Annotated in this window: 18 protein-coding genes; 12 read left to right on the forward strand and 6 right to left on the reverse strand. The window is 69.5% G+C overall.

The window, feature by feature from the left end:
* Positions 1–152 precede the first annotated feature (152 nt).
* From AB0E94_RS00525 to AB0E94_RS00560, 8 genes are all read left to right on the forward strand, one after another.
* Positions 153–1,454 carry an LLM class flavin-dependent oxidoreductase gene (locus AB0E94_RS00525; RefSeq protein ID WP_360320169.1) on the forward strand — a complete coding sequence of 434 codons (1,302 nt, stop codon included), beginning with the start codon at positions 153–155 and terminating at the stop codon, positions 1,452–1,454.
* Positions 1,454–2,947 (forward strand): ABC transporter substrate-binding protein, encoded by a 1,494-nt coding sequence (locus tag AB0E94_RS00530; protein WP_360320172.1) that lies wholly within the window; start codon positions 1,454–1,456, stop codon positions 2,945–2,947. The genes AB0E94_RS00525 and AB0E94_RS00530 overlap by 1 nt, the downstream gene beginning before the upstream one ends.
* Positions 2,947–3,903, forward strand: coding sequence for an ABC transporter permease (locus AB0E94_RS00535; protein ID WP_360320175.1), 957 nt, complete (start codon positions 2,947–2,949; stop codon positions 3,901–3,903). The genes AB0E94_RS00530 and AB0E94_RS00535 overlap by 1 nt, the downstream gene beginning before the upstream one ends.
* 57 nt (positions 3,904–3,960) lie before the next feature.
* The gene (locus AB0E94_RS00540) at positions 3,961–4,818 is read left to right on the forward strand and encodes an ABC transporter permease (protein WP_360320178.1); all 858 of its coding nucleotides are present in this window, start codon (positions 3,961–3,963) and stop codon (positions 4,816–4,818) included.
* The gene (locus tag AB0E94_RS00545) at positions 4,799–5,596 is read left to right on the forward strand and encodes an ABC transporter ATP-binding protein (RefSeq protein WP_360320181.1); all 798 of its coding nucleotides are present in this window, start codon (positions 4,799–4,801) and stop codon (positions 5,594–5,596) included. The genes AB0E94_RS00540 and AB0E94_RS00545 overlap by 20 nt, the downstream gene beginning before the upstream one ends.
* Positions 5,583–6,410 carry an ABC transporter ATP-binding protein gene (locus tag AB0E94_RS00550; RefSeq protein WP_360320184.1) on the forward strand — a complete coding sequence of 276 codons (828 nt, stop codon included), beginning with the start codon at positions 5,583–5,585 and terminating at the stop codon, positions 6,408–6,410. The genes AB0E94_RS00545 and AB0E94_RS00550 overlap by 14 nt, the downstream gene beginning before the upstream one ends.
* Positions 6,407–7,426: an LLM class flavin-dependent oxidoreductase gene (locus AB0E94_RS00555; protein ID WP_360320187.1), complete on the forward strand. Its 1,020-nt coding sequence runs from the start codon at positions 6,407–6,409 to the stop codon at positions 7,424–7,426. The genes AB0E94_RS00550 and AB0E94_RS00555 overlap by 4 nt, the downstream gene beginning before the upstream one ends.
* 146 nt (positions 7,427–7,572) lie before the next feature.
* A complete protein-coding gene (locus AB0E94_RS00560; protein ID WP_360320190.1) occupies positions 7,573–8,343 on the forward strand; it encodes an alpha/beta hydrolase in 771 nt (256 codons plus the stop codon).
* An 872-nt stretch (positions 8,344–9,215) separates the two neighbouring features.
* Here the strand turns inward: AB0E94_RS00560 and AB0E94_RS00565 are convergent.
* The 6 genes from AB0E94_RS00565 to AB0E94_RS00590 all read right to left on the reverse strand — a co-directional run bounded on the left by AB0E94_RS00565 (position 9,216) and on the right by AB0E94_RS00590 (position 16,362).
* On the reverse strand, positions 9,216–9,974 hold the full coding sequence (locus AB0E94_RS00565; protein WP_360320193.1) for a sulfite exporter TauE/SafE family protein: 759 nt from the start codon (positions 9,972–9,974) through the stop codon (positions 9,216–9,218).
* A gap of 2 nt (positions 9,975–9,976) precedes the next feature.
* Positions 9,977–11,788 carry an aldehyde dehydrogenase family protein gene (locus tag AB0E94_RS00570; RefSeq protein ID WP_360320196.1) on the reverse strand — a complete coding sequence of 604 codons (1,812 nt, stop codon included), beginning with the start codon at positions 11,786–11,788 and terminating at the stop codon, positions 9,977–9,979.
* A 255-nt stretch (positions 11,789–12,043) separates the two neighbouring features.
* A complete protein-coding gene (locus tag AB0E94_RS00575) occupies positions 12,044–13,171 on the reverse strand; it encodes a mandelate racemase/muconate lactonizing enzyme family protein (RefSeq protein WP_360320199.1) in 1,128 nt (375 codons plus the stop codon).
* A 3-nt stretch (positions 13,172–13,174) separates the two neighbouring features.
* On the reverse strand, positions 13,175–14,497 hold the full coding sequence (locus AB0E94_RS00580) for an enolase C-terminal domain-like protein (protein ID WP_360320202.1): 1,323 nt from the start codon (positions 14,495–14,497) through the stop codon (positions 13,175–13,177).
* Positions 14,494–15,411 carry a 5-dehydro-4-deoxyglucarate dehydratase gene (kdgD, locus tag AB0E94_RS00585; protein WP_360320205.1) on the reverse strand — a complete coding sequence of 306 codons (918 nt, stop codon included), beginning with the start codon at positions 15,409–15,411 and terminating at the stop codon, positions 14,494–14,496. The genes AB0E94_RS00580 and kdgD overlap by 4 nt, the downstream gene beginning before the upstream one ends.
* A 63-nt stretch (positions 15,412–15,474) precedes the next feature.
* The gene (locus AB0E94_RS00590; RefSeq protein WP_360320208.1) at positions 15,475–16,362 is read right to left on the reverse strand and encodes a LysR family transcriptional regulator; all 888 of its coding nucleotides are present in this window, start codon (positions 16,360–16,362) and stop codon (positions 15,475–15,477) included.
* A 104-nt stretch (positions 16,363–16,466) separates the two neighbouring features.
* Between AB0E94_RS00590 and AB0E94_RS00595 the strand changes: the two genes are divergently transcribed.
* Genes AB0E94_RS00595 through AB0E94_RS00610 form a run of 4 tightly spaced genes read left to right on the forward strand, consistent with a single transcriptional unit; the run spans position 16,467 to position 20,010 of the window.
* Positions 16,467–17,456 (forward strand): tripartite tricarboxylate transporter substrate binding protein, encoded by a 990-nt coding sequence (locus AB0E94_RS00595; RefSeq protein ID WP_360320211.1) that lies wholly within the window; start codon positions 16,467–16,469, stop codon positions 17,454–17,456.
* On the forward strand, positions 17,453–17,905 hold the full coding sequence (locus tag AB0E94_RS00600; protein ID WP_360320214.1) for a tripartite tricarboxylate transporter TctB family protein: 453 nt from the start codon (positions 17,453–17,455) through the stop codon (positions 17,903–17,905). The genes AB0E94_RS00595 and AB0E94_RS00600 overlap by 4 nt, the downstream gene beginning before the upstream one ends.
* 15 nt (positions 17,906–17,920) lie before the next feature.
* The gene (locus AB0E94_RS00605) at positions 17,921–19,615 is read left to right on the forward strand and encodes a tripartite tricarboxylate transporter permease (RefSeq protein ID WP_360320217.1); all 1,695 of its coding nucleotides are present in this window, start codon (positions 17,921–17,923) and stop codon (positions 19,613–19,615) included.
* Positions 19,612–20,010, forward strand: coding sequence for a universal stress protein (locus AB0E94_RS00610; protein WP_360320220.1), 399 nt, complete (start codon positions 19,612–19,614; stop codon positions 20,008–20,010). Before AB0E94_RS00605 ends, AB0E94_RS00610 begins: the two co-directional genes overlap by 4 nt.
* The last annotated feature ends 210 nt before the right edge of the window (positions 20,011–20,220 follow it).

Below are 20,220 nucleotides of genomic sequence, written 5' to 3' on the forward strand. Positions count from 1 at the left end.
ATCTCTCCTTGGACGTCCGAGCCGGAGCCTGCCGATACTGAAGCCGGCGCCGCCGCCCGAGGCGCCACAACCCCCTCGATGTTTCAGCGCCGGCGAACGGCGTACCCAAGAAAGGCCGTTAAATGTCTAAAAAGACCCTTAAATTGGGGGCGGTGTTGCTCGGTGTGGGCGGACCCGGCCAGCATCACACCTGGTTGAGTCCGGAGATCCCCGGCGACGCCAGCGTCGACATCCGCTGGTACATCGCCCGTGCCCAGCAGGCCGAGGCGGCGAAGTTCGACCACGTCTTCATCGTGGACAGCCAGTTCATCACCCCGGATTCGCCGAACCACTACCTCAATCGGCTCGAACCGCTGACCCTGCTGTCCGCGCTGGCCGTGCACACCACCAACATCGGGCTGGTCGGCACGCTGACCACCTCCTACAACGACCCGTTCAACGTGGCGCGCCGGCTCGCCTCGCTCGACGTGATCAGCGGGGGCCGCGCGGGATGGAACGTGGTCGCGACCGGGGACGGCGGGACCGCCGGCAACTACGGCCGCAAGGAGCACTACGACTACGCGACCCGGTACGGCCGGGCGCTGGAGCACGTACGCGTCGTCCAGGGTCTGTGGGACTCCTACGAGGACGACGCCTTCCCGCGCGACAAGGAGCGCGGGGTCTTCTTCGACAAGAGCAGGCAGCACGCGCTCAACCACATCGGTGAGCACTTCCAGGTGGTCGGCCCGCTGAACCTCCAGCGTTCCCCGCAGGGGCAGCCGGTCATCTTCCAGGCCGGCGACTCCGACGAGGGCCGTGACCTGGGCGCGAGCATCGCCGAGGCGATCTTCACGCACGCGCAGACGATCGAGGAGGGCGTCGCCTTCGCCCGTGACATCCGTAGCCGGGCCGCCGCCAAGGGCCGCGATCCCGAGCACGTCCTGATCGTCCCGGGCATCAGCCCGATCATCGCGGACACCGACGAGCAGGCCCGCGAGAAGGAGGCCGCCGTCATCGGCGGCAAGAGTTTCGACCGGGCGCTCAAGGAGCTGGGCCGCCCGTTCGGCTGGCACGACTTCACGCAGTACGACCTGGACGCGCCCTTCCCGGAGCTGGGTGACCTGGGTGACCGCAGCTTCCGTACGCACGCCGAGAAGATCAAGAAGCTGGCGAAGGACAACGACTTCACGCTGCGCCAGGTCGTGGAGCACACCATCAACTCGCGCCGCTCCCCGTTCACCGGATCCCCGCTCACCGTGGCGAACGAGATCCAGAGGTGGTTCGAGGCCGGCGCCTTCGACGGCATCAACCTGACCGTCACCGTGCCCAGCGAGTTCGCCCGCTTCATCGACGAGGTGCTGCCGATCCTGCGCGAACGCGGCGTCGCCCGCACCGAGTACGAGTCGGCCACCCTGCGCGGCAACCTCGGCCTGCCCGTCCCCCAGAACATCCACACCACCGCGAAGGCAGCCTGATGAGACGCTTCACCCTGGCCGTGACCACGCTGGTGCTCGCGCTGTCCGGTTGCGCCGGAGGGGCCGCCGGCGATGCGCTCGACGAGTCGACTCTGCGCTGGGCTGTCACCCTGCCCGCCCACTGGGACCCGGTGGTGTCCGGCAGTGGCGCGCAGTTCCGCATCCTGTCGCTGGCCTACGCCTCGCTGACCGAGATCAACGAGAAGGGCGAGGCCGTCCCGAGCCTGGCCGAGAGCTGGGAGTACAACGACAAGGGTGACCAGATCACCTTCCACCTGCGTAGGGGCCTGAAGTTCAGCGACGGCGAGCCGGTGAACGCGGCCGCGATCAAGGCCTACCTGGAGCGGGCCAAGACGCAGAAGGACTCGGCGCTCTTCGGTGACCTCACCTCGATCAAGACGGTCACCGCCGCCAGCGACACCGACGTGGTGATCGACCTGACCCAGACCGACTTCCAGATCCCGCTGCTGCTCGGCGAGCGCGTCGCGCAGATCCCCAGCCCGAAGGCGGCCGCCGACCCGGCCGCGCTGGACAAGAACCCGGTCGGCGCCGGCCCGTTCGTGGTCACCGAGAACGTCCCGGGCTCGCACGTCTACCTGAAGAAGAACCCGGACTACTGGGACGCCGCCAACATCAAGATCGACAAGGTGGAGCTGCTCTCCGCCCCGGACGCGGCGACCATCGTCTCCGGCGTGCAGACCGGCGTCTACGACCTGGCCGGCCTGACCCCCAACCAGATCAAGGCGGCCGAGGCGTCCAAGCTGGACGTCGTCATCCAGCCCGGCTACAACGCCGCGAACATCAGCATCAACATCAACAAGAAACCCTTCGACAACCCCAAGGTCGTCGATGCGGTGCGGCATGCGACCAACCGCCAGGAATTCGTCGACAAGGTCACCTTCGGATCCGGTACGGCCACCGACCAGCCGTTCCCGAGCAACTACCTGGCGTACGACCAGCAGTCGGCGAACCGCTGGCCCTACGACGTGGCGAAGGCGAAGGCACTGCTCGCCGAAGCCGGCTACCAGCCCGGTGACATCCAGGTCGACCTGGTCATCCCGGCCCAGCAGACGGCCGCCGAGATCATCCAGTCGCAGCTCGGCGCGGCCGGCATCACGGTGAACATCAAGGTCGACCCGAACTGGGCCACCCCGTTCTTCGCCAAGGACCTGGCCCTGTCGATCTACGGCACCACCGGCCGTGAGTCGCCGGTGCAGACCCTGACCGCGCACTTCGGCCCGAACGGCCCGCTGAACCTGAGCACCCCGTACCAGCCGGCCGGTTTCGAGGCCGCCGTGGCGACCGCCCGCAGCACCCCGCTGGACTCGCCCGACTACCAGAAGAACCTCCAGGCGGCGACCCGGGCCGGCCTGGAGAGCCAGGCGCTGGTCTTCACCTACTCGCAGCCCAACCTGTTCGTGAAGAGCCCCAAGGTGTCGGACTTCGCGCCGATCCCCGGCCAGCTCCACTGGACCGGACTGACGGTCGGCTGATGAAGGGCCTGCTCAGCGGTCTCGTCCGTACGATCGCCATCTTCGTTCCGGTCTTTCTGGTCGCCACGTTCGTGACGTTCGCGCTGCGGGCGCTGAGCGGGCTCTCCCCGGCTCACCTGCAACTGGGTGAGTCGGCCACCCCGGAGACGGTGGCCAAGATCGAACACGAGTGGGGGCTCGACCGGCCCTTCCTCACCCAGTACTTCGACTGGTTCTCCCAGGTCCTGAAAGGTGATCTCGGCGTCAGCTGGTTCAACGGCGCCGACATCTCCCGGCTGCTGTTCGAGGGCGCGATCATCAGCCTCTCGGTGGCCGGCCTGGCGCTGATCATCGGGGTCGTCTTCGGGTTCGGGTTCGGCGTGCTGGCCGCGGCCCGCCGGACCACCTGGGTGGACCGGGCGATCACCGGGTTCATGACGTTCATCTCGGTGATGCCGTCGTTCGTGGTCGGCATCGCCCTGGTCGTGGTGTTCGCGGTGGCGCTCGGCTGGTTCCCGTCGGCCGGCTACATCCCGGCCGAGCGCGGGTTCGGCGTGTGGCTGGCGCACCTGGTGCTGCCGGCCGTCGCGCTCAGCTTCGACACGGTCTCCGACGTGGCACGTCAACTGCGGTCGGGGCTCGTGGCGGCGTACCGGGAGAACTATGTGACCGGCGCGATCGTCCGCGGCCTCAGCCCCCGGCGGATCTTCTTCCGGCACGTCCTGCGCAACGGCATGGGCCCGGCGCTGACCGTCCTCGGCATGAAGTTCCCGAACCTGCTCGGCGGCGCCGTCGTCACCGAGTCGATCTTCGGGATGCCGGGTTTCGGGCAGTTCGCCGCCGACTCCGCGCAGCGCGGTGACGTGCCGGCCGTCCAGGGTGTCCTGGTCGTCTCGGTGGTCCTGGTCGTCGTCTTCAACCTGCTGGTCAACGTGATCCTGGTCCGGGTCACCCCGGCCTCGGCGAGAGGGGTCTGACATGGCCCGCATTCCGGCCCGGGCCGCATCCCCGGCCGAGCGCGAGAGGGGTCTGACATGATCCGCCGGATCCTCCAGCTGCCCAGCGGCCGGATCGCCGTCGGCATTCTCGGTTTCATCGTTCTGCTGGCCGCGATCGGGCCGTTCCTGGCCCCGTACGACCCGCTCGAAGGCGGCGCCGACATCCTCGCCGGCCCGTCCGGCGCCCACTGGCTCGGCACCGACTACCTGGGCCGCGACGTCGTCAGCCGGCTCCTCGACGGTTCCCGGATCAGCGTCCTCGGTTCGATCCAGGTGTCGCTGGTCGCCCTGGTCGCCGGGGTGATCCCGGGCATCCTGTCGGTCTACCTCGGCGCGGTCTTCGAATGGGTCACGCTGCGCCTGGCCGACACGCTGATCGCGTTGCCGTTCCTGGTCTTCGCGGTCGCCGTCACCGCCCTGCTCGGCAACGGCATCCCGCAGGCCATGTTCACCGTCGGCATCCTGATCTCGCCGCTGTTCTTCCGGGTCTCCAGGGCCGCGACGCTGTCGGTGGCCCGCTCCCCGTACGTCGAGGCGGCGATCATCGCCGGCGCCTCGGTCGGCTGGGTGGTGCGCAGACACGTCTGGGTCAAGGTGCTACCGCCGATCGCGGTGGCCCTGGCCAACACCACCGGCATCGGCTTCGTGGTGGTGTCCAGCCTGACCTTCCTCGGCATCGGCGTGCAGCCGCCCGCGCCGACGTGGGGCGGGGTGCTCGCCGCGGACCTGGGCTATCTCAGCTTCCGGCCGTGGGCGCCTCTGGTGCCGACCGCGCTGATCATGGCCACCGTCTGGGCCTGCAACTCGCTCGCCGACGCGATCCGCGACGTGACCGGCGAGGCCGGGCGCGCCCTGCTGCTGAAGAGGAGTGCCGATGTCCGTGCTCGCGCTTGACCAGGTCCGGATCCGCAACGACGTGGACGGCCGGGAGATCGTCCGCGGGGTCTCCTTCACTCTCGAACCCGGCGGTGTCGTCGGCATCGTCGGCGAATCCGGCAGCGGCAAGACCATCACCTGCCGGGCCGCGCTCGGCATCCTGCCGGAACACTTCCGGATCGCCGGCGGCCGCATCGACCTCGACGGCCACGACGTCGCCACGCTCACCCCGAAACAGTGGACCGGGCTGCGCGGCTCCACGATCAGCGCGGTCTTCCAGGACCCGGCCTCCTACCTCAACCCGTCGCTCACCGTGGGCTCGCAGGTCGCCGAGGTGGTCCGGGTCAAGCTCGGCCTGCGGCGGCGCGCCGCCCGCCTCCACACGATCGAGCTCCTGGCCGCCGTACGCCTCGGAAGGTCTGTTTTTGATCAGTTTCCGCACGAGCTCTCCGGTGGCATGCTGCAACGCTCGCTGATCGCCGCCGCGATCGCCGCCGAACCCAGGGTGCTCATCGCCGACGAAGCCACCACCGCCCTCGACGTCACCGTCCAGGCCGAGATCCTCGACCTGCTCGCCGACCTGCGCGACGACACCGGCCTGGCCCTGGTCGTGGTGTCGCACGACCTCGCCGTGGTCGCCCAGTTCTGCGACGAGGTGCTGGTCATGCGGGACGGCGAGGTGGTCGAGCAGGGCCCGGTCGAGAAGATCCTCTACCACCCCGAACACGAGTACACCCAGCTCCTCATCGCCGAGCACGAGTCCTACGGGTTGGAGCGCTACCTTGTCTCTTCTTGAGATCACCGGCCTCGACGTCCACTACCGGCGCCGCGCCGGCCGGCTGCACGCGCTGCGCGGCGTCTCCCTCAGCCTCTCGCCGGGCGAGACGGTCGGAGTCATCGGCGAGACCGGCTCCGGCAAGTCGACGCTGGCCCGCACGATCCTCGGCCTGGTCCGCCCGAGCGCCGGGAAGATCGTCGTGGACGGCGCCGACGTCGCCGCGTTCAAGCCCAGGCAGTGGCGTGAGCTGCGACGGCGCGGCCTGGTCCAGTACGTCTTCCAGGATCCGCTGAAGAGCCTCGACCCCGACCTCACCATCGCCGAGTCGCTGGCCGAGCCGTTGCGGATCCAGGGCTCAGCCGGCATCGACGACAAAGTGCACAAGATCCTTCATCGGGTACGGCTGGACGAGTCCCTCCTCGACCGGCTCCCCGGCGAGCTCTCCGGCGGGCAACGGCAACGTGTCGCGGTGGCCCGGGCGCTGATCACCTCGCCCCGGCTGATCCTGCTCGACGAGCCGGTCAGCGCGCTGGACTCGGCCAACCGGGTGCAGGTGCTCGAACTGCTCAAGGAACTACGGGACGCGGGCACCGCCCTGCTGTTCATCTCGCACGACCTCGGCTCGGTGGCCGGCGTCGCGGACCGGATCGCGGTGCTCTACCAGGGGGAGATCGTCGAGGACCGGCCCGCCTCCGCGGTGATCAACGAGCCGGCTCACCCGTACACCAGATTGCTTGTCAGCTCTGCGCCCACCCTGCGTTCCGCGGCGGCCGGCCGGGCCGCCCGCGGTGAGTTGCGCACGCTCTTGGACCTCGAAGGAGCCCCGGTATGACGTCCCCCCGATTCCGTCTCGGATTTCTCACCCACGTGCAGGGGCGGGGGCCGCTGTCCGAAACCTATCGGCGGGCTCAGGAACTGTTCGTGGTCGCCGACGAACTCGGCTTCGACGTCGGCTGGGTCGCCCAGCATCACATTCCGTTGCACGGTGGCGGGCTGTCCTCGCCGTGGCCGTTCCTGGCGCACGCGGCTGCCCGTACCAAACGGATCCGGCTCTCCACGGCCATCACCATCCTGCCGCTGGAGAATCCGATCCGTCTCGCCGAGGACGTCGCCGTCGTCAACACGCTCAGCGGCGGCCGGGTCGAGATCGGTGTCGGCAGTGGTTCCGGCCCGGTCGAATACGCGGCCCTCGGCGCCGACTTCGAACGCCGCCGCGAAATCACCACGTCCTCGTTCGACCTGCTGCGCCGAGCACTACGGAACGAGGAGGTCGGGACGCCCGGTTTCACCGTTCAGCCGCCGCTGACCGACGATTTCACCGAGCGGGTCTGGCAGGCGGTGTTCAGTGCGCAGGGGGCTGCCTACGCCGCTGACGCCGGTGCGAATCTGCTGCTCAACCGGGCCACCTACGGGTACACCGAGAACACCGACGACGTCCAGCGCGGGTGGGCCGACGCGTTCCTCGCCGCCTGGAACCAGCCGCGTGCCCCACGGATCGGCATTTCCCGGTTCGTCTTTCCGGCGGCCGACAAACGGACGGCGCTCGCCCAGATCGAATCCGGGGTGCTGCGCGCGGCCCAGAACTTCGTCGACCGCGGCTCGTTCCCGGCCGGTCAAAGTAGCGACGAATATCTGCGCCGGTTCCACGCCTTCTACGGCCATCCGGACGAGATTGTGGCCGCTTTCCAGCAGGAGAAGGTCCTGCCGGTGGCCACCGATCTGATCACCCAGTTCAATCCCGGCATCCCCGATTTCGACGCCGCGGTGCGAGCTCTCGAACTCATCGCCACCGAGGTCGCCCCCGCCCTCGGCTGGAAACCCTCCCACACAAACGGCGGCCCGAAATGACAATCCCGACCCCTGATTCCTCCTTTTCTGCGCTGTCTTCTTCCGCGCCTTCCGCTTCGTCGGCGTCTTCCGGGTCTTCTGGTTTCTCCGCGCCTGCGGCGTCTTCTGGTTCGTCCGCGGATTCCGCTTCGTCTGCGTCCCCTGGGTTGCCTGCGGCCTTCGCTTCTTCGGCGGGCTTCGCCGAGCATCTGCCTCCGGCCGGGCTCAACATCCGCGGTACCGTCGTCGTCGTTCCGGGGCGTGGCGAGAGTCCGCTCAGCTACGCCCGGCTGGGCCGCCGTCTGGCGGCCGACGCCTACCACGTCCGGATCGTCACGGCGCCGCCCGTCCAGGCCGGCGGTCTGGCGACCGCACTCGAGTCCCTCACGGCGGCGATCACTGCGGCAACCCCCGATGCGGTACGCCCACTCGTGCTCACCGGCTCCGACACCGGCGCGGCGCTGCTCGCGGCACTGCTCGCGACACTGTCCGCCACCATCCGCCCGGACGCTGTGGTGCTGGCCGGACTGCCCGGACACGACCTCCGCCACGAAGGCAGCTGGGACGACGAACTCGACGCCCGCTCCCACTGCCCGGTACATCGCGGCGTGCTGACCGACGACACCGCCGTGACCAGGGGAGCTCTCGCCTCCCCGGTCCCGGCCGACCTGCTCGACGCTGCTTACGGGAGCGCTTCGGACGTACCCCATCTGCTGTTGACCGGCGAAGCCGACCCACTCGCCGACCGTGACGCGCTGACCCGCCTGGCGAAATCGCTCCCCACCGCGCGTCTGGCCACCGTGCGAGGCGCCCACCACGACGTACTCAACGACGTCTCACACCGCTCGGTAGCCGCCGAGATCATCACTTTCCTGGAGGCAGTCCGAGACGGGTTCCCGCCCCGCCCGTTCCTCCAAACCGACTCCACCACCTGGTAACTCCCGCGCTCCCTCCCGCCCGCCCATCCGCCCATCCGCTCTCCCATCCACCCATCCGCTCACCTGCCCATCCGCTCACCTGCCCATCCGCTCACCTGCCATCCGCGCGTCCGCCCATCCGGCCGCCCCGTCTAGTCACCCGCCCGGTGATCCACTCGCCCGCCCATCCGCCCCGTCCCTTCCGTTCACCCGCCGCCCATCCATCTGCCCGCCCATCCACCTGTCCGCCCGGTCGCAGCCGCGACCGGTGCCCGAGCCTTGACATCGTTGGGGGTTCCGTCGCCCGCTTCAGAGCTCGCGTCATCAGGTCCGCGTCTGCGAGTCACTGTTCACCTGGCTCGATGGGGCTCTCAGCACATCCGTTCCAGCCAAGCCATTCCTGCATCGGGTGGGCGAACCGCCCGTCGATGTTCACTCGACGCGCCTGCCACCAGGTGTGGGTTCGGTTGCCGTCCCAGAAGGCCGGCAACTACGCCCACGCCAGCACCGGCATCCCCCACCACGATGCCGCAGAACCGGACCAGTGCTGAACTCCTCCGGAAACCCGATGGCCCCGAGCGAACCAGGGCTCGCGATGAACGACAACCAGATCGCACAATCACCGACCGCGTGCGTCCGTCGTCGCTATCACGTTGACCAGGCCTCACGATCGGTGCAACGTGTGCTTTCACCTTCGCGATCACGACGACCAGCGCACGCAGTCGCCCAATGTATGCTTCCGTCTTCGTTATCGGGACGTCCGACAGCCCTGTCAACGGCGGAATAGAACCAGCCTCAGGCCGCCGTCGACAAGCCCTGGTAGCAGCCCGTCCGGACCTGATCGATCCAGTGTGGATGAACCGCACGATCGGCCCGAAGACGATGGCGGCGGGTTATGGGGTGCCGGCGTCGTGCCAGAGGTAGGCGGCGAGGCCGAGGGCGGCGACGGCGATGAGGATGCGCAGCGGGCGTTCCGGGGTGCGGCGGACCAGGGCTGGGCCGATCCAGCTACCGATCAGGCAGCCGATGCCGAGCAGTGCGGCGGCGGTCCAGTGGACCGGGGCGATGAAGGCGTACAGGATCGCGGCGGCGGCGTTCGAGGCGGCGAGGACGACGCTCTTCACGGCGTTGGTCACCGCCAGCGGCTCGACCATCGACATGGACATGACGGCCAGCATCAGGACTCCGGCCGCCGCCCCGAAATAGCCGCCGTAGATGCCGATCAAGAAGATCGCCAGACCGAGCGGCGGCTGCGCGAACCGCCCCTTCGGCCGGGTGTACCAGCCGCGCAGCTGATCACGCATCAGCAGGACGACCGCGGCCAGGCCGATCAGCACCGGCACGATCCGTTCGAACACCGCTGACGTCGTGTTCATCAGCAGAATCGCACCGGTGGTGCCGCCGAGCAGCGCGAACACGCTCTGCTGGAGAATCCGCCGGCCCTGGCCGCGCAACTCCGGCCGAGACCCGGCGGCCGACCCGGCGCCGCTGGCGAGCAGACCCACCGAGTTGGTCACGTTGGCGGCGATCGGTGGGAGCCCGACAGCGAGCAACGTCGGGTAGCTGATCAGCGAAGCCAGCCCCGCCATCGAACCCGTCAAACCCGACCCGACACCCCCGGCCACGAGCAGCACCGCATGATCGAATTGCACCCTCAGAGTCTCGTGCGAAACACCCCGTCGATCCGCCGTGGAACGCTGTCGTATTCGTCACGCAGCTCGGATGGAAGTAGCTCGGCTGGCGCGTTCTGCCAGGTCACCGGCCGCAGGAACCGGCGGATGGCGGTTGCGCCGACCGACGTGTGCTGAGTGTTGGTGGCCGGCCACGGCCCACCGTGATGCTGAGCCCAGGCAACCGCGACGCCTGTGGGATAGCCGTCGTAGACGAGGCGACCGGTGCGCGACCGGAATCGGCGGGTCAGTTCGGCCGGCAGGTCGGTCTCGCCGGGACCCCGGTGCACGGTGGCGGTCAGTGAAGGCGGCAGCCCGGCGATGGCCGCGAACAGCTCCGCCTCATCGGACCATCGGGCCGCCACAGTGACAGGCCCGAAGCACTCCTCGGTCGCCTCCGGCGGAAGCGCCGCGGCCGAGGCGGTGAACAGCAGTGGCACGGCCCGGCCCGGCAGGCCTGCCACGGTTTCGCTCCGGGCGCCGTTCGCCGCCGGACCGAGATCTCCAGCGGTGGCTGTGGAAGCCGGAGCATCCGCGTCGGCATTGCCCGGGAACCGGGGCATGGCTGAGTCGCCGGCGATGGAGGCGGTGCTGCTGACCGTGCTCGGGCCACCGTTGACCGGTTGGCCGGTGGCTGTGGAAGCTGGAGCATCCGCGTCGGCATTGCCCGGGAACCGGGGCATGGCCGGGTTGCCGACGGTGGAAGCGGGAGTATCCGCGTCGGTGTTGGCCGGGAACCGGGGCGTGGCCGGGTCGCCGGCGGTTTCGGGCGCGGACGTCGCCGTGTCGCCCACAGCTGCGGCGAGTGCTGAGGTGCCGCGCTGGTAGGCGGTGGCGATGCCGGCGTTGAGCATCACCATCGGTTCCAGGGCGGCGATCGCCTCCTGGACGGCGGTCACCAGACGGTCGCCGGCCGGGCCGGTGGGGACGAACAGCAGGCCGGGCTTTGTGCAGAACTGGCCGGCCCCGAGAGTGAACGAGGCCGCGAACTCGGCGCCGATCTTCTCGGCCCGGTCGGCGGCGGCCGCTGGGGTGACGATGACCGGGTTGAGGCTGCTCAGTTCGCCGTAGAAGGGGATCGGCTCGGGGCGCTGCTCGATTATCGCGAGCAAGGCCCGCCCACCGGTGACCGAGCCGGTGAAGCCGACCGCCCGGATCGCCGGATGGGCCACCAGGTCGGCGCCCGCCTGCAGGCCGTGCACGATGCCGAACGTGCCGTCCGGGGCGCCGGCCTTCCGGGCGGCCTCGGCGAGGATGTCGTAGCAGAGTTGCGATGTCGCCGGATGCGAGTGGTGTGCCTTGAGCACCACCGGGCTGCCCGCCGCGATGGCCGACGCCGTGTCTCCACCGGGAACCGAGAAGGCCAGCGGGAAGTTGCTGGCGCCGAAGATCGCGACCGGCCCGATCGGCACGAGCATCCGGCGCAGGTCGGGGCGTGGCCCCATCGGAGTATCCGCGGGGTGATCGATCGTGGCTTCCAGGTATCCGCCGTCGCGCAGCACCTCGCCGAAGAGTCGCAACTGGTAGCAGGTGCGGCTCAACTCGCCATTGAGCCGGGCGGCCCCGAGCGCTGTCTCCCGGTCGGCGACCTCGACGATGCGGTCCCGCTGCTCCTCCAGCGCTGCGGCCAACTCGTCGAGCAGTGCCGCTCGCCCCTCACGGCCCAGGTCCTCGAGCGGGCCGGCGGCAGCGAGCGCGGCCGAGCAGATCGCGCTGACCTGTTCGGTCGTGGTCTCCTCGGCGACTGTCTCCACGGTCGTGCCGCTGCGCGGATCGATGCTGGGAACGCCGGTCATGCTGTGCCCTCCACGAAATCGGGGTCGAGGCCGGGCCCGCTGCCCAGACACATCGGAGTTGCCGTCGCGTGTCCCAGTCTGGTCCGAAGGCGCTGCGGTGCGCCACGCGAACGCTTCACCAACCGGGCCTCGGACGACCGTGGTTTCGTCATCGCCGGACCGGTGAACGCCAGGCCGTCGGGGGCGTGGCGAGCGGCGGCGGGTTGCGGCGGCCGGCTGAGCCGTTCGGCGCGGTGGCCGGTGCCGGCCGGGCAGTCATGCCGGAGCGCCGATGTCGGCTCGGTCGACTGTCCACTTGCGGGCTTGGTCGCTGATGGTCACGCCGAGGCCGGGCCGGCCGGAGAGGTGGATGCGCCCGTCGCGGATCTCCAGGCGTTCGTCGAAGAGTGGGTGCAGCCAGTCGAAGTGCTCGATCCACGGCTCGTGGGGGTAGGCGGCGGCCAGATGGGCGTGGATCTCCATGGCGAAGTGTGGCGCCATGATCAGGTTGGCGTGTTCGGCGAGGCCCGCCAGTCGCAGGAACTGTGTGATGCCGCCGATCCGGGGCGCGTCCGGCTGGATGATGTCGACGGCGCCGTGCCGGATCAGCTCGTGGTGCTCGGCCACGCTGGTCAGCATCTCGCCGGAGGCGATCGCCGTGTCCAGACTGCGGGCGAGTGCCGCGTGCCCCTCCGCGTCATAGGCGTCGAGTGGCTCTTCGATCCAGACCAGCCCGAACTCCTCCAGCGCTCGTCCGATCCGCTGAGCGGTGGGCCGGTCCCACTGCTGGTTGGCGTCGACCATGAGGGGTGTCTCGTCGCCGATGTGCTCACGGACGGCCCGGACCCGGGCCAGGTCGACCGCGGCCGACGGATGCCCCACCTTGATCTTGATGCCGCCGATCCCGGACGCCAGCGACGCGCTGGCATTGGCCAGCACCTGCTCGATCGGCTCGTGCAGGAATCCGCCGGAGGTGTCGTAGCAGCGCACCGAGTCGCGGTGGGCGCCGAGCAGCTTGGCCAGCGGCAGTCCGGCCCGTTTCGCCTTGAGATCCCACAGGGCCACGTCGATCGCCGCGATCGCCTGGGTGGACGCCCCGCTGCGGCCGACCGAGGCGCCGGCCCACACGAGCCTGGTCCAGAGCCGCTGGATGTCGCTGGGGTCCTGGCCGAGCAGGTCGGGCGCCACCTCACGGGCGTGCGCGAACTGGGCCGGCCCGCCGGCCCGCTTGCTGTAGCTGAAACCCACACCCTCCAGACCGGACTCGGCACGGATCTCAGCGAAGAGGAACGCGACCTCCGTCATCGGGCGCTGCCGCCCGGTGAGCACCTTGGCGTCACTGATCGCGTGTTTCAGCGGCAGCGTGACGGACGAGAGGGTGATACCTGCGATTCGGTCAGTCATGAGTCACCGCACCAGACAGGGGCGCTTGGGATCGAAGCGCCAACCGGGTAGGAGGTACTGCATGGCCGCGGTGTCGTCGCGACCGCTGAGCCCGTGTTCCAGGTAGAGCTCGTGGGCCGCAGCTAGGGCGTCACGGTCGAGGTCGACGCCGAGCCCTGGGGTCGACGGCACGGCGATGGCGCCGTCACGGATCGCGAACGGCTGACGGGTGAGCCGCTGGCCGTCCTGCCAGATCCAGTGCGTGTCGAGGGCGGTGATCTCACCGGGCGCCGCCGCGCCGACGTGCGTGAACATCGCCAGCGAGATGTCGAAGTGGTTGTTCGAATGCGAGCCCCAGGTCAGCCCGAAGTCGTGACAGAGCTGGGCGACGCGGACCGATCCCCGCATGGTCCAGAAATGTGGGTCGGCGAGCGGGATGTCGACGGCGTGCGCGCGCACCGCGTGGGCCATCTGCCGCCAGTCGGTGGCGATCATGTTCGTCGCCGTACGCAGCCCGGTGGCACGCCGGAACTCGGCCATCGTTTCCCGCCCGGACAGGTCGCCCTCGGCGCCGACCGGATCCTCGGCGTAGGCGAGCACCCCGTGCAGGTCACGGCAGAGCGCGATGGCGTCCCTCAACAGCCAGCCGCCGTTGGGATCCAGCGTGATCCGCGCGTCGGGGAACCGCTCGGCCAGGGCGTGCACCGCCTCGACCTCCAGTTCGCCGGCGAACACCCCGCCCTTGAGCTTGAAATCGCGGAATCCGTAACGGGCCCGGGCGGCCTCGGCGAGCGTGACGATCGCCGACGGGGTGAGGGCGGGCGCGCGACGCAGTCGCTCCCAGTCGTCGGCCGGACCGTCCTCGTGCCGGTACGGCAGGTCGGTCCGGGACGTGTCGCCGACGTAGAAGAGGTAACCGAGCACGGGCACGCTGTCGCGTTGTCTGCCCTCACCGAGCAACTCGGCGACCGGCACTCCGAGGTGCTGGCCGAGCAGGTCGAGCAGCGCTGACTCCAGTGCGGTCACGGCGTGGACCGTGACGCGCAGATCGTACGTCTGAAGGCCCCGGCCACCGGAATCCTGGGCGGAGTGGATCTCGGCGAAGCTGCGCAGCAGCGAGGCGAACTCGGCCACGGGCCGGCCGATCAACAGCTCACCAGCGGTTTCGAGGGTACGGCGGATCGCTTCGCTCCCGGGCGCCTCGCCCAGGCCGGTGCGGCCCTCGCTGTCGGTGAGGACCACGACGGTACGTGTGAAGAACGGCCCATGAGCACCGCTGAGGTTGAGCAGCATGCTGTCGTGCCCGGCGACCGGCACCACCTCGACGCGCTCGACGGTGGGCTTCATGATCTGACCTTCTCGATCAACCGGCTGAGGTCGGAGCGCTCGCCCTCGGTGAGGTCGGTGAGTGGTGGCCGCACCCGCCCGCCGTCCCGCCCGACCGCGGTCAGCCCGGCCTTGATGATCGAGACGGCGTAGCCGCGGGCCCGGTCACGGATGTCGAGGTAGGGGATGACGAAGTCGTTGAGCATCCCGTAGACGGCGACCCGGTCCTGGGCGCGCACCGCGGCGTAGAAACGCAGCGCGAACTCGGGCAGGAAGTTGTAGAGCGCCGACGAGTAGGTGCTGACGCCGAGCTGAAGCAGCGGGAGCGCGAACGTCTCGGCTGTCGGCAGCCCGCCGACGTAGATCAGCCGGTCGCCGACCCTGGCGTAGGTGCGGGTCATCCGCTCGATGTCGCCGATCCCGTCCTTGAGGCCGATCAGCGTGGGGTTTCGGTCGGCGAGAGTCGCGACCGTGACGTCCTCGAGGACGGCGTTGGCCCGGCTGTAGACGATCACGCCCAGCCCGGTGGCCCGGCAGACCGCCTCGACGTGCGCGATCAGGCCGGACTGGCTGGCCTCGGTCAGGTATGGCGGGAAGAGCAGGATCCCGGCGGCTCCGGCCGTCTCGGCGGCCTGTGCCTGGGCGACCGCCTGCGCGGTGCTGCCGGTGGCCGGCGCGATCACCGGGACCAGCCCGCCGACCTCATCGACGGCGGCCCGCACGACCGCGTCGATCTCGGCGCTGGTCAGGGAGAATCCCTCGCCGGTGCCGCCGGCGGCGAACAGGCCGGCGACGCCGTGGCTCGCCTGCCACGCCAGGTGTTCCCGGTAGCGCGGCTCGTCGAAGGCGAGGTCGTCGTCGAAATGGGTCACGGGGAACGAGAGGAGGCCCGAGGCGAGCCGGGCGGCCAGGTCGAGAGGGGGAATCCGGTTCACGAGGCAACCGTAGGAACCGACGGTGATGCCTGTCCAAGAGTGTTTCGGCATCGATTGATACCGTCAGTGCATCATGAAGCTGAGGGCGGAGATCGCCCGTGGCAGCGCCGGGTTGTCGGAGTTCCGCGGCCAGAGCACGTGCAGCTCGACCGGCTCCGGGATGGGCGTGTCGATCAGCAGATACCTGACGTGCGGCACCGAGATCATGCCCGCGGACTCCGGCACGAAGGCCACGCCACGGCCGCGGGACACCAGCCAGAGCATGGTCATCACCTGGCTCACGGTGTGGATGATCCGTTCCTGCGCCAGCGGCACCATGCTGACGACGAGGTCGTAGAAGTACCGTGCCTTCTGCTGGGAGTGGAAGATCAGCGGCTCGCGGACCAGATCGGCGGGAACTACGGGCCGGCGCAGATCGGCCAGTGAATGGTCCTCGTGCACCGCCAGGAGCAGCGCCTCCCGGTGCAGCAGCCGGGACTCGAACAGCTCCGGATCGAACGGCGGCCGGGCCAGCCCGAGATCGATGTCGCCGGCGGACAACGCGTCGATCTGCTCGCGGGTGACCATCTCGAACAGCTCGATGTGCACCTCCGGCAGCTCCAGGTTGAGGTAGTCGAGGATCCGGCCCAGGTGGCCGAACGTCGAGGCCGAGGTGAAGCCCAGTTTGAGCACGCCGCGCATGCCGGACGAGACCCGCTGGGCCAGGGCCGGAGCGGCCTCGGCGATCGCCAGGATGCGGCGGGCCTCGTTGAGGAACGCGTGGCCGGCCGGAGTGAGCCGGACCCGGCGGTTGTCCCGCTCCAGCAATTGCACCCCGACAGCGGCCTCCAGCTTCTGGATCTGCCTGCTCAGTGGGGGCTGGGTCATCCGCAGCCGGATCGCCGCCCGGCCGAAGTGCAGTTCCTCGGCGACGGCGATGAAACCCCGTAGCTGTTCGAGGGAATACGTCATACCGTCAAGGTATCAATCGATGCACTAATTGGCTTGGACATGCATTACTGGCCGGTCATAGGCTCGCGGCACCAGTGACCCCCCTCACAAGCGGGAGATTCCCGATGAAAATAACGCTCCCCGCGATCGGCCTGACCGGCCTGCTCGTGCTCGCCGGCTGCGGCGGCAACCTCGGCTCCAGCGGCGACAGCGGCTCCACCGCCGCCTACCCGGAACGGGCCGTCACCCTGCTGATCGGCCAGGACGCCGGCGGCAGCACCGACCTCATCGGCCGTGCCCTGGCCGACCCCGCCAGCAAGGACCTCGGCCAGGCCATCACCGTCCAGAACCGGCCCGGCGCCAACGGGGCGGTCGCGGCGAAGGAACTGGCCGCCGCCAAGCCCGACGGCTACACGGTCATGGTGTTCGTCGGCTCGCTCGCCTACATCACACCCCTCGCCGTGCCCGCCGACCAGGCCGTCGACATCAACAACTACGAGGTCGTGACCGGCATCTCGCAGGACGACTTCGTCCTCATCGCCAATCCGCAGACCGGGTTCAAGACCGTCCAGGACGTCGTCGCCGCCAAACGGCCGATCAAGTTCGCCACCACCGGCGTCGGCACCGGCAGCCAGCTCACCCAGACCCTGCTGTTCGCCCAGGCCGGTGTGGACGCCACCGCCGTGCCGTTCAACGGCGGCGCCCCGGCGCTGACCGCGGTCCTCGGCGGCCAGGTCGACGTGGCGGCGGTGCAGCTCGGCGAGGCGAAGGAACAGATCGAGGCGGGCAAGGCGGTTCCGCTCGTCACGTTCGCCACCCAGCGCCCCAGCTACATGCCGGATACCCCGACCGCCACCGAGGCCGGGTTCAACGTGCCGGTCCAGCAGTCCCGGGCGATCGTGGCGCCGAAGGGCACCCCCAAGGAGGTGGTGGACCGGCTGCGGACGGCCTTCCAGAAGGGGTTCGCGGATCAGGCGTACAAGGACTTCAACACCAAACGGCTGCTGACCGCGAACGAGGTGGACGGCGCTGCGCTGCTCCAGCAGTGGAACGGTTCGCTCCAGACGTACCGTGACCTGGTGGCCCAGCACAAGATCGACCTGAGCGCCAAATGACCACCGAGCCCGCTGACGACCGGCCGCCCGCGGCCGGTCCGTCGGCCAACCTGATCGCCGCCGTCGTCGTGATCGCGTTGGGCGGTGCGGCGGTCGTCGGCGCCGCCGGGCTCGGATCCGGTCCGGGCACCTGGCCGACGGTCGTCGGCGTCGCCCTGGTGATCCTCGGCCTGATTCTCGCGGCGCAGGCCCGCCGCGCCGAGCCACCCGAGCGGTTCACCCGCAGCAGCCTGCTGGTCGTCGCCGCGGTAGCCAGCATGATCGCCTTCGTCGCGGTGATCGCCACCATCGGCTTCGAGATCCCGACCGTGCTTCTCGCCTTCGTCTGGCTGCGCTTCCTCGGCCGGGAGAGCTGGCGGACGTCCATCGCCGTCAGCCTCGGCATCGTCGTCGTCTTCTACGCGTTGTTCGTCGGCGCGCTCGACGTCACCATCCCCCACCTGTTCTGATCCCCTGGAGGACCGTTGTCCTCGGTCATCGACGGCTTCGCGGTCGTTCTCGAACCCGCGAACCTGCTCTACTGCCTCGTCGGCGTCGTCATCGGCATGCTCATCGGCGTCCTGCCCGGTCTCGGCCCGGCCGCCACCATCGCGATCCTGCTCCCCATCACCTTCGGCCTGGAACCGGTCACCGCGGTGATCATGCTGGCCGGGATCTTCTACGGCGCCCAGTACGGCGGCACCGTCACGTCGGTCCTGCTGCGGCTGCCCGGCGAGGCGTCGTCCGTCGTCACCGTGTTCGACGGCCACGCCCTCGCCCGGCAGGGCCGAGCCGGCGCCGCCCTCGGCATCGCCGCCATCGGGTCCTTCATCGGCGGCACCCTCTCCATCGTCGCGCTCACTCTCGTCGCTCCGATCGTCGCCGGGTTCGCCCTCGACTTCGGTCCACCCGAGTACACCGTGCTCGCGCTGCTCGGCATCATGCTGGTCAGCACGATCAGCAGCGGTGGCCGGATCCGCGCCCTCACCGCCGCGGCGATCGGACTGCTGCTCGCCACCGTCGGCCGTGACGACTTCACCAGTGCCGAGAGGTTCACCTTCGGCAACCTGTCGCTGGCGGACGGCATCGACTTCGTACCCATCGCGATGGGCCTTTTCGGTCTCGGCGAGATCCTCTACAACCTGGAGGAACGCCACCGCGCGGTGCAGGCGCCCACCAGGGTCACCAACGTCTGGCCGAGCCGCGCCGACCTGCGGCAGTCGTCCGGCGCGATCGGCCGCGGTTCGGTCATCGGGTTCGTCCTCGGGATCCTGCCCGGCGGCGGAGCGGTCCTCTCCTCAATGGCCGCCTACGCGCTGGAGAAACGCCGCTCCAAACACCCGGAACGTTTCGGCCAGGGCGCCATCGAGGGCGTCGCCGCGCCGGAGACCGCCAACAACGCGGCCGCGACCTCGTCGTTCATTCCGTTGTTGTCACTGGGCATCCCGGCCAACGCGACCATGGCGGTGATCTTCGGGGCGCTGCTCATCCAGGGGGTCACGCCCGGACCGCAACTGGTCACCGAGCATCCGGAGCTGTTCTGGGGCGTCGTCAACTCGATGTATCTCGGCAACGTCCTGCTGCTGATCATGAGCATCCCGCTGCTCGGCGTCTTCGTCCGGATTCTGCGGGTACGAGCGGCGGTGCTGGCCCCGATCACCGTGCTGATCACCCTGGTCGGGGCCTACACGGTCAACAACAGTATCTTCGACATCGGGCTGGTGATCGGGTTCGGCGTCCTCGGCTATCTGATGAAGAAGGCCGGCTTCGACCCCGGCCCGATGGTGCTGGCGTTCGTCCTGGGCAGCCTGCTGGAGACGTCGCTGCGCCGCTCGCTGCTGCTCTTCGACGGTGACCTCACCGGCTTCCTGACCCGCCCGATCTCCGGCGTCCTCGCCGCCGCGTTCCTCGCGGTGATCCTGCTGCCCCTGGCCCGGACACTCCTCCGCCGACGCCACCCCAAGCCATCCAGGGAGGCCGAGGGCCAGGCGGACTCGTCCCTCCCGGCCGAGGGCCAGGCGGACTCGTCCCTCCCGGCCGTCGGGCCGGAAGGGTCGGCAGAGCCGGCCGGCCGTTCTGTACCGAATGTCGTTGGAGCTGCCGGGGGAGACCAGCGGAGAGCCGGTCCCGTGTCCCAGCAGACCGTTCGGCGTGATCCCAATCCTGAGGAGTCGGAATGACCGTCCTGGTCGGATATCTCCCTACCGTGGAAGGCGAGGCGGCCTTCGCTGCGGCGCTCGACGAGGCAGCACGCCGATCCGAGTCGGTCCTACTGGTCAACTCGCCACGTGATGGCGCGCCAGTCAGCGCGGACGTCGCCGCGCCTGACGATCTTGCAGCGTTGGCGGGGAGGGCTGCCGAGGCCGGCGTGTCGCTGGAGATCCGGCAGGCTGCGCATACGGGTCAGTTCGCCGATGTGCTTCTGGAGATCGCTGACGACACCCGAGCCTCGGTGATCGTCATCGGTCTTCGCCGGCGGAGCCCGGTGGGAAAGCTGTTCCTGGGCAGCACCGCACAACAGATCCTGCTGAACGCCGACCATCCGGTGCTGGCGGTCAAACCACTGCGCCGATGACCGTTCACCGATCAAGATCGGACAAGATCGGCATTCGGTACGGGACGGTCGTGACGTCTGTCGAGTCGCCGATCGGGGCGGAACAGCTGCCGCGCAGTGGATCCGGGTGTGGGGACGGGCGGTTCCACCGCGTGGCGGGAGCCGGGTGTGGGGGCGGGCGGTTCCACCGCGTGGCGGGAGCCGGGTGTGGGGGCGGGCGGTTCCACCGCG

The organism is Actinoplanes sp. NPDC026670, assembly GCF_040638175.1.
Classification (GTDB): Bacteria; Actinomycetota; Actinomycetes; order Mycobacteriales; family Micromonosporaceae; genus Actinoplanes.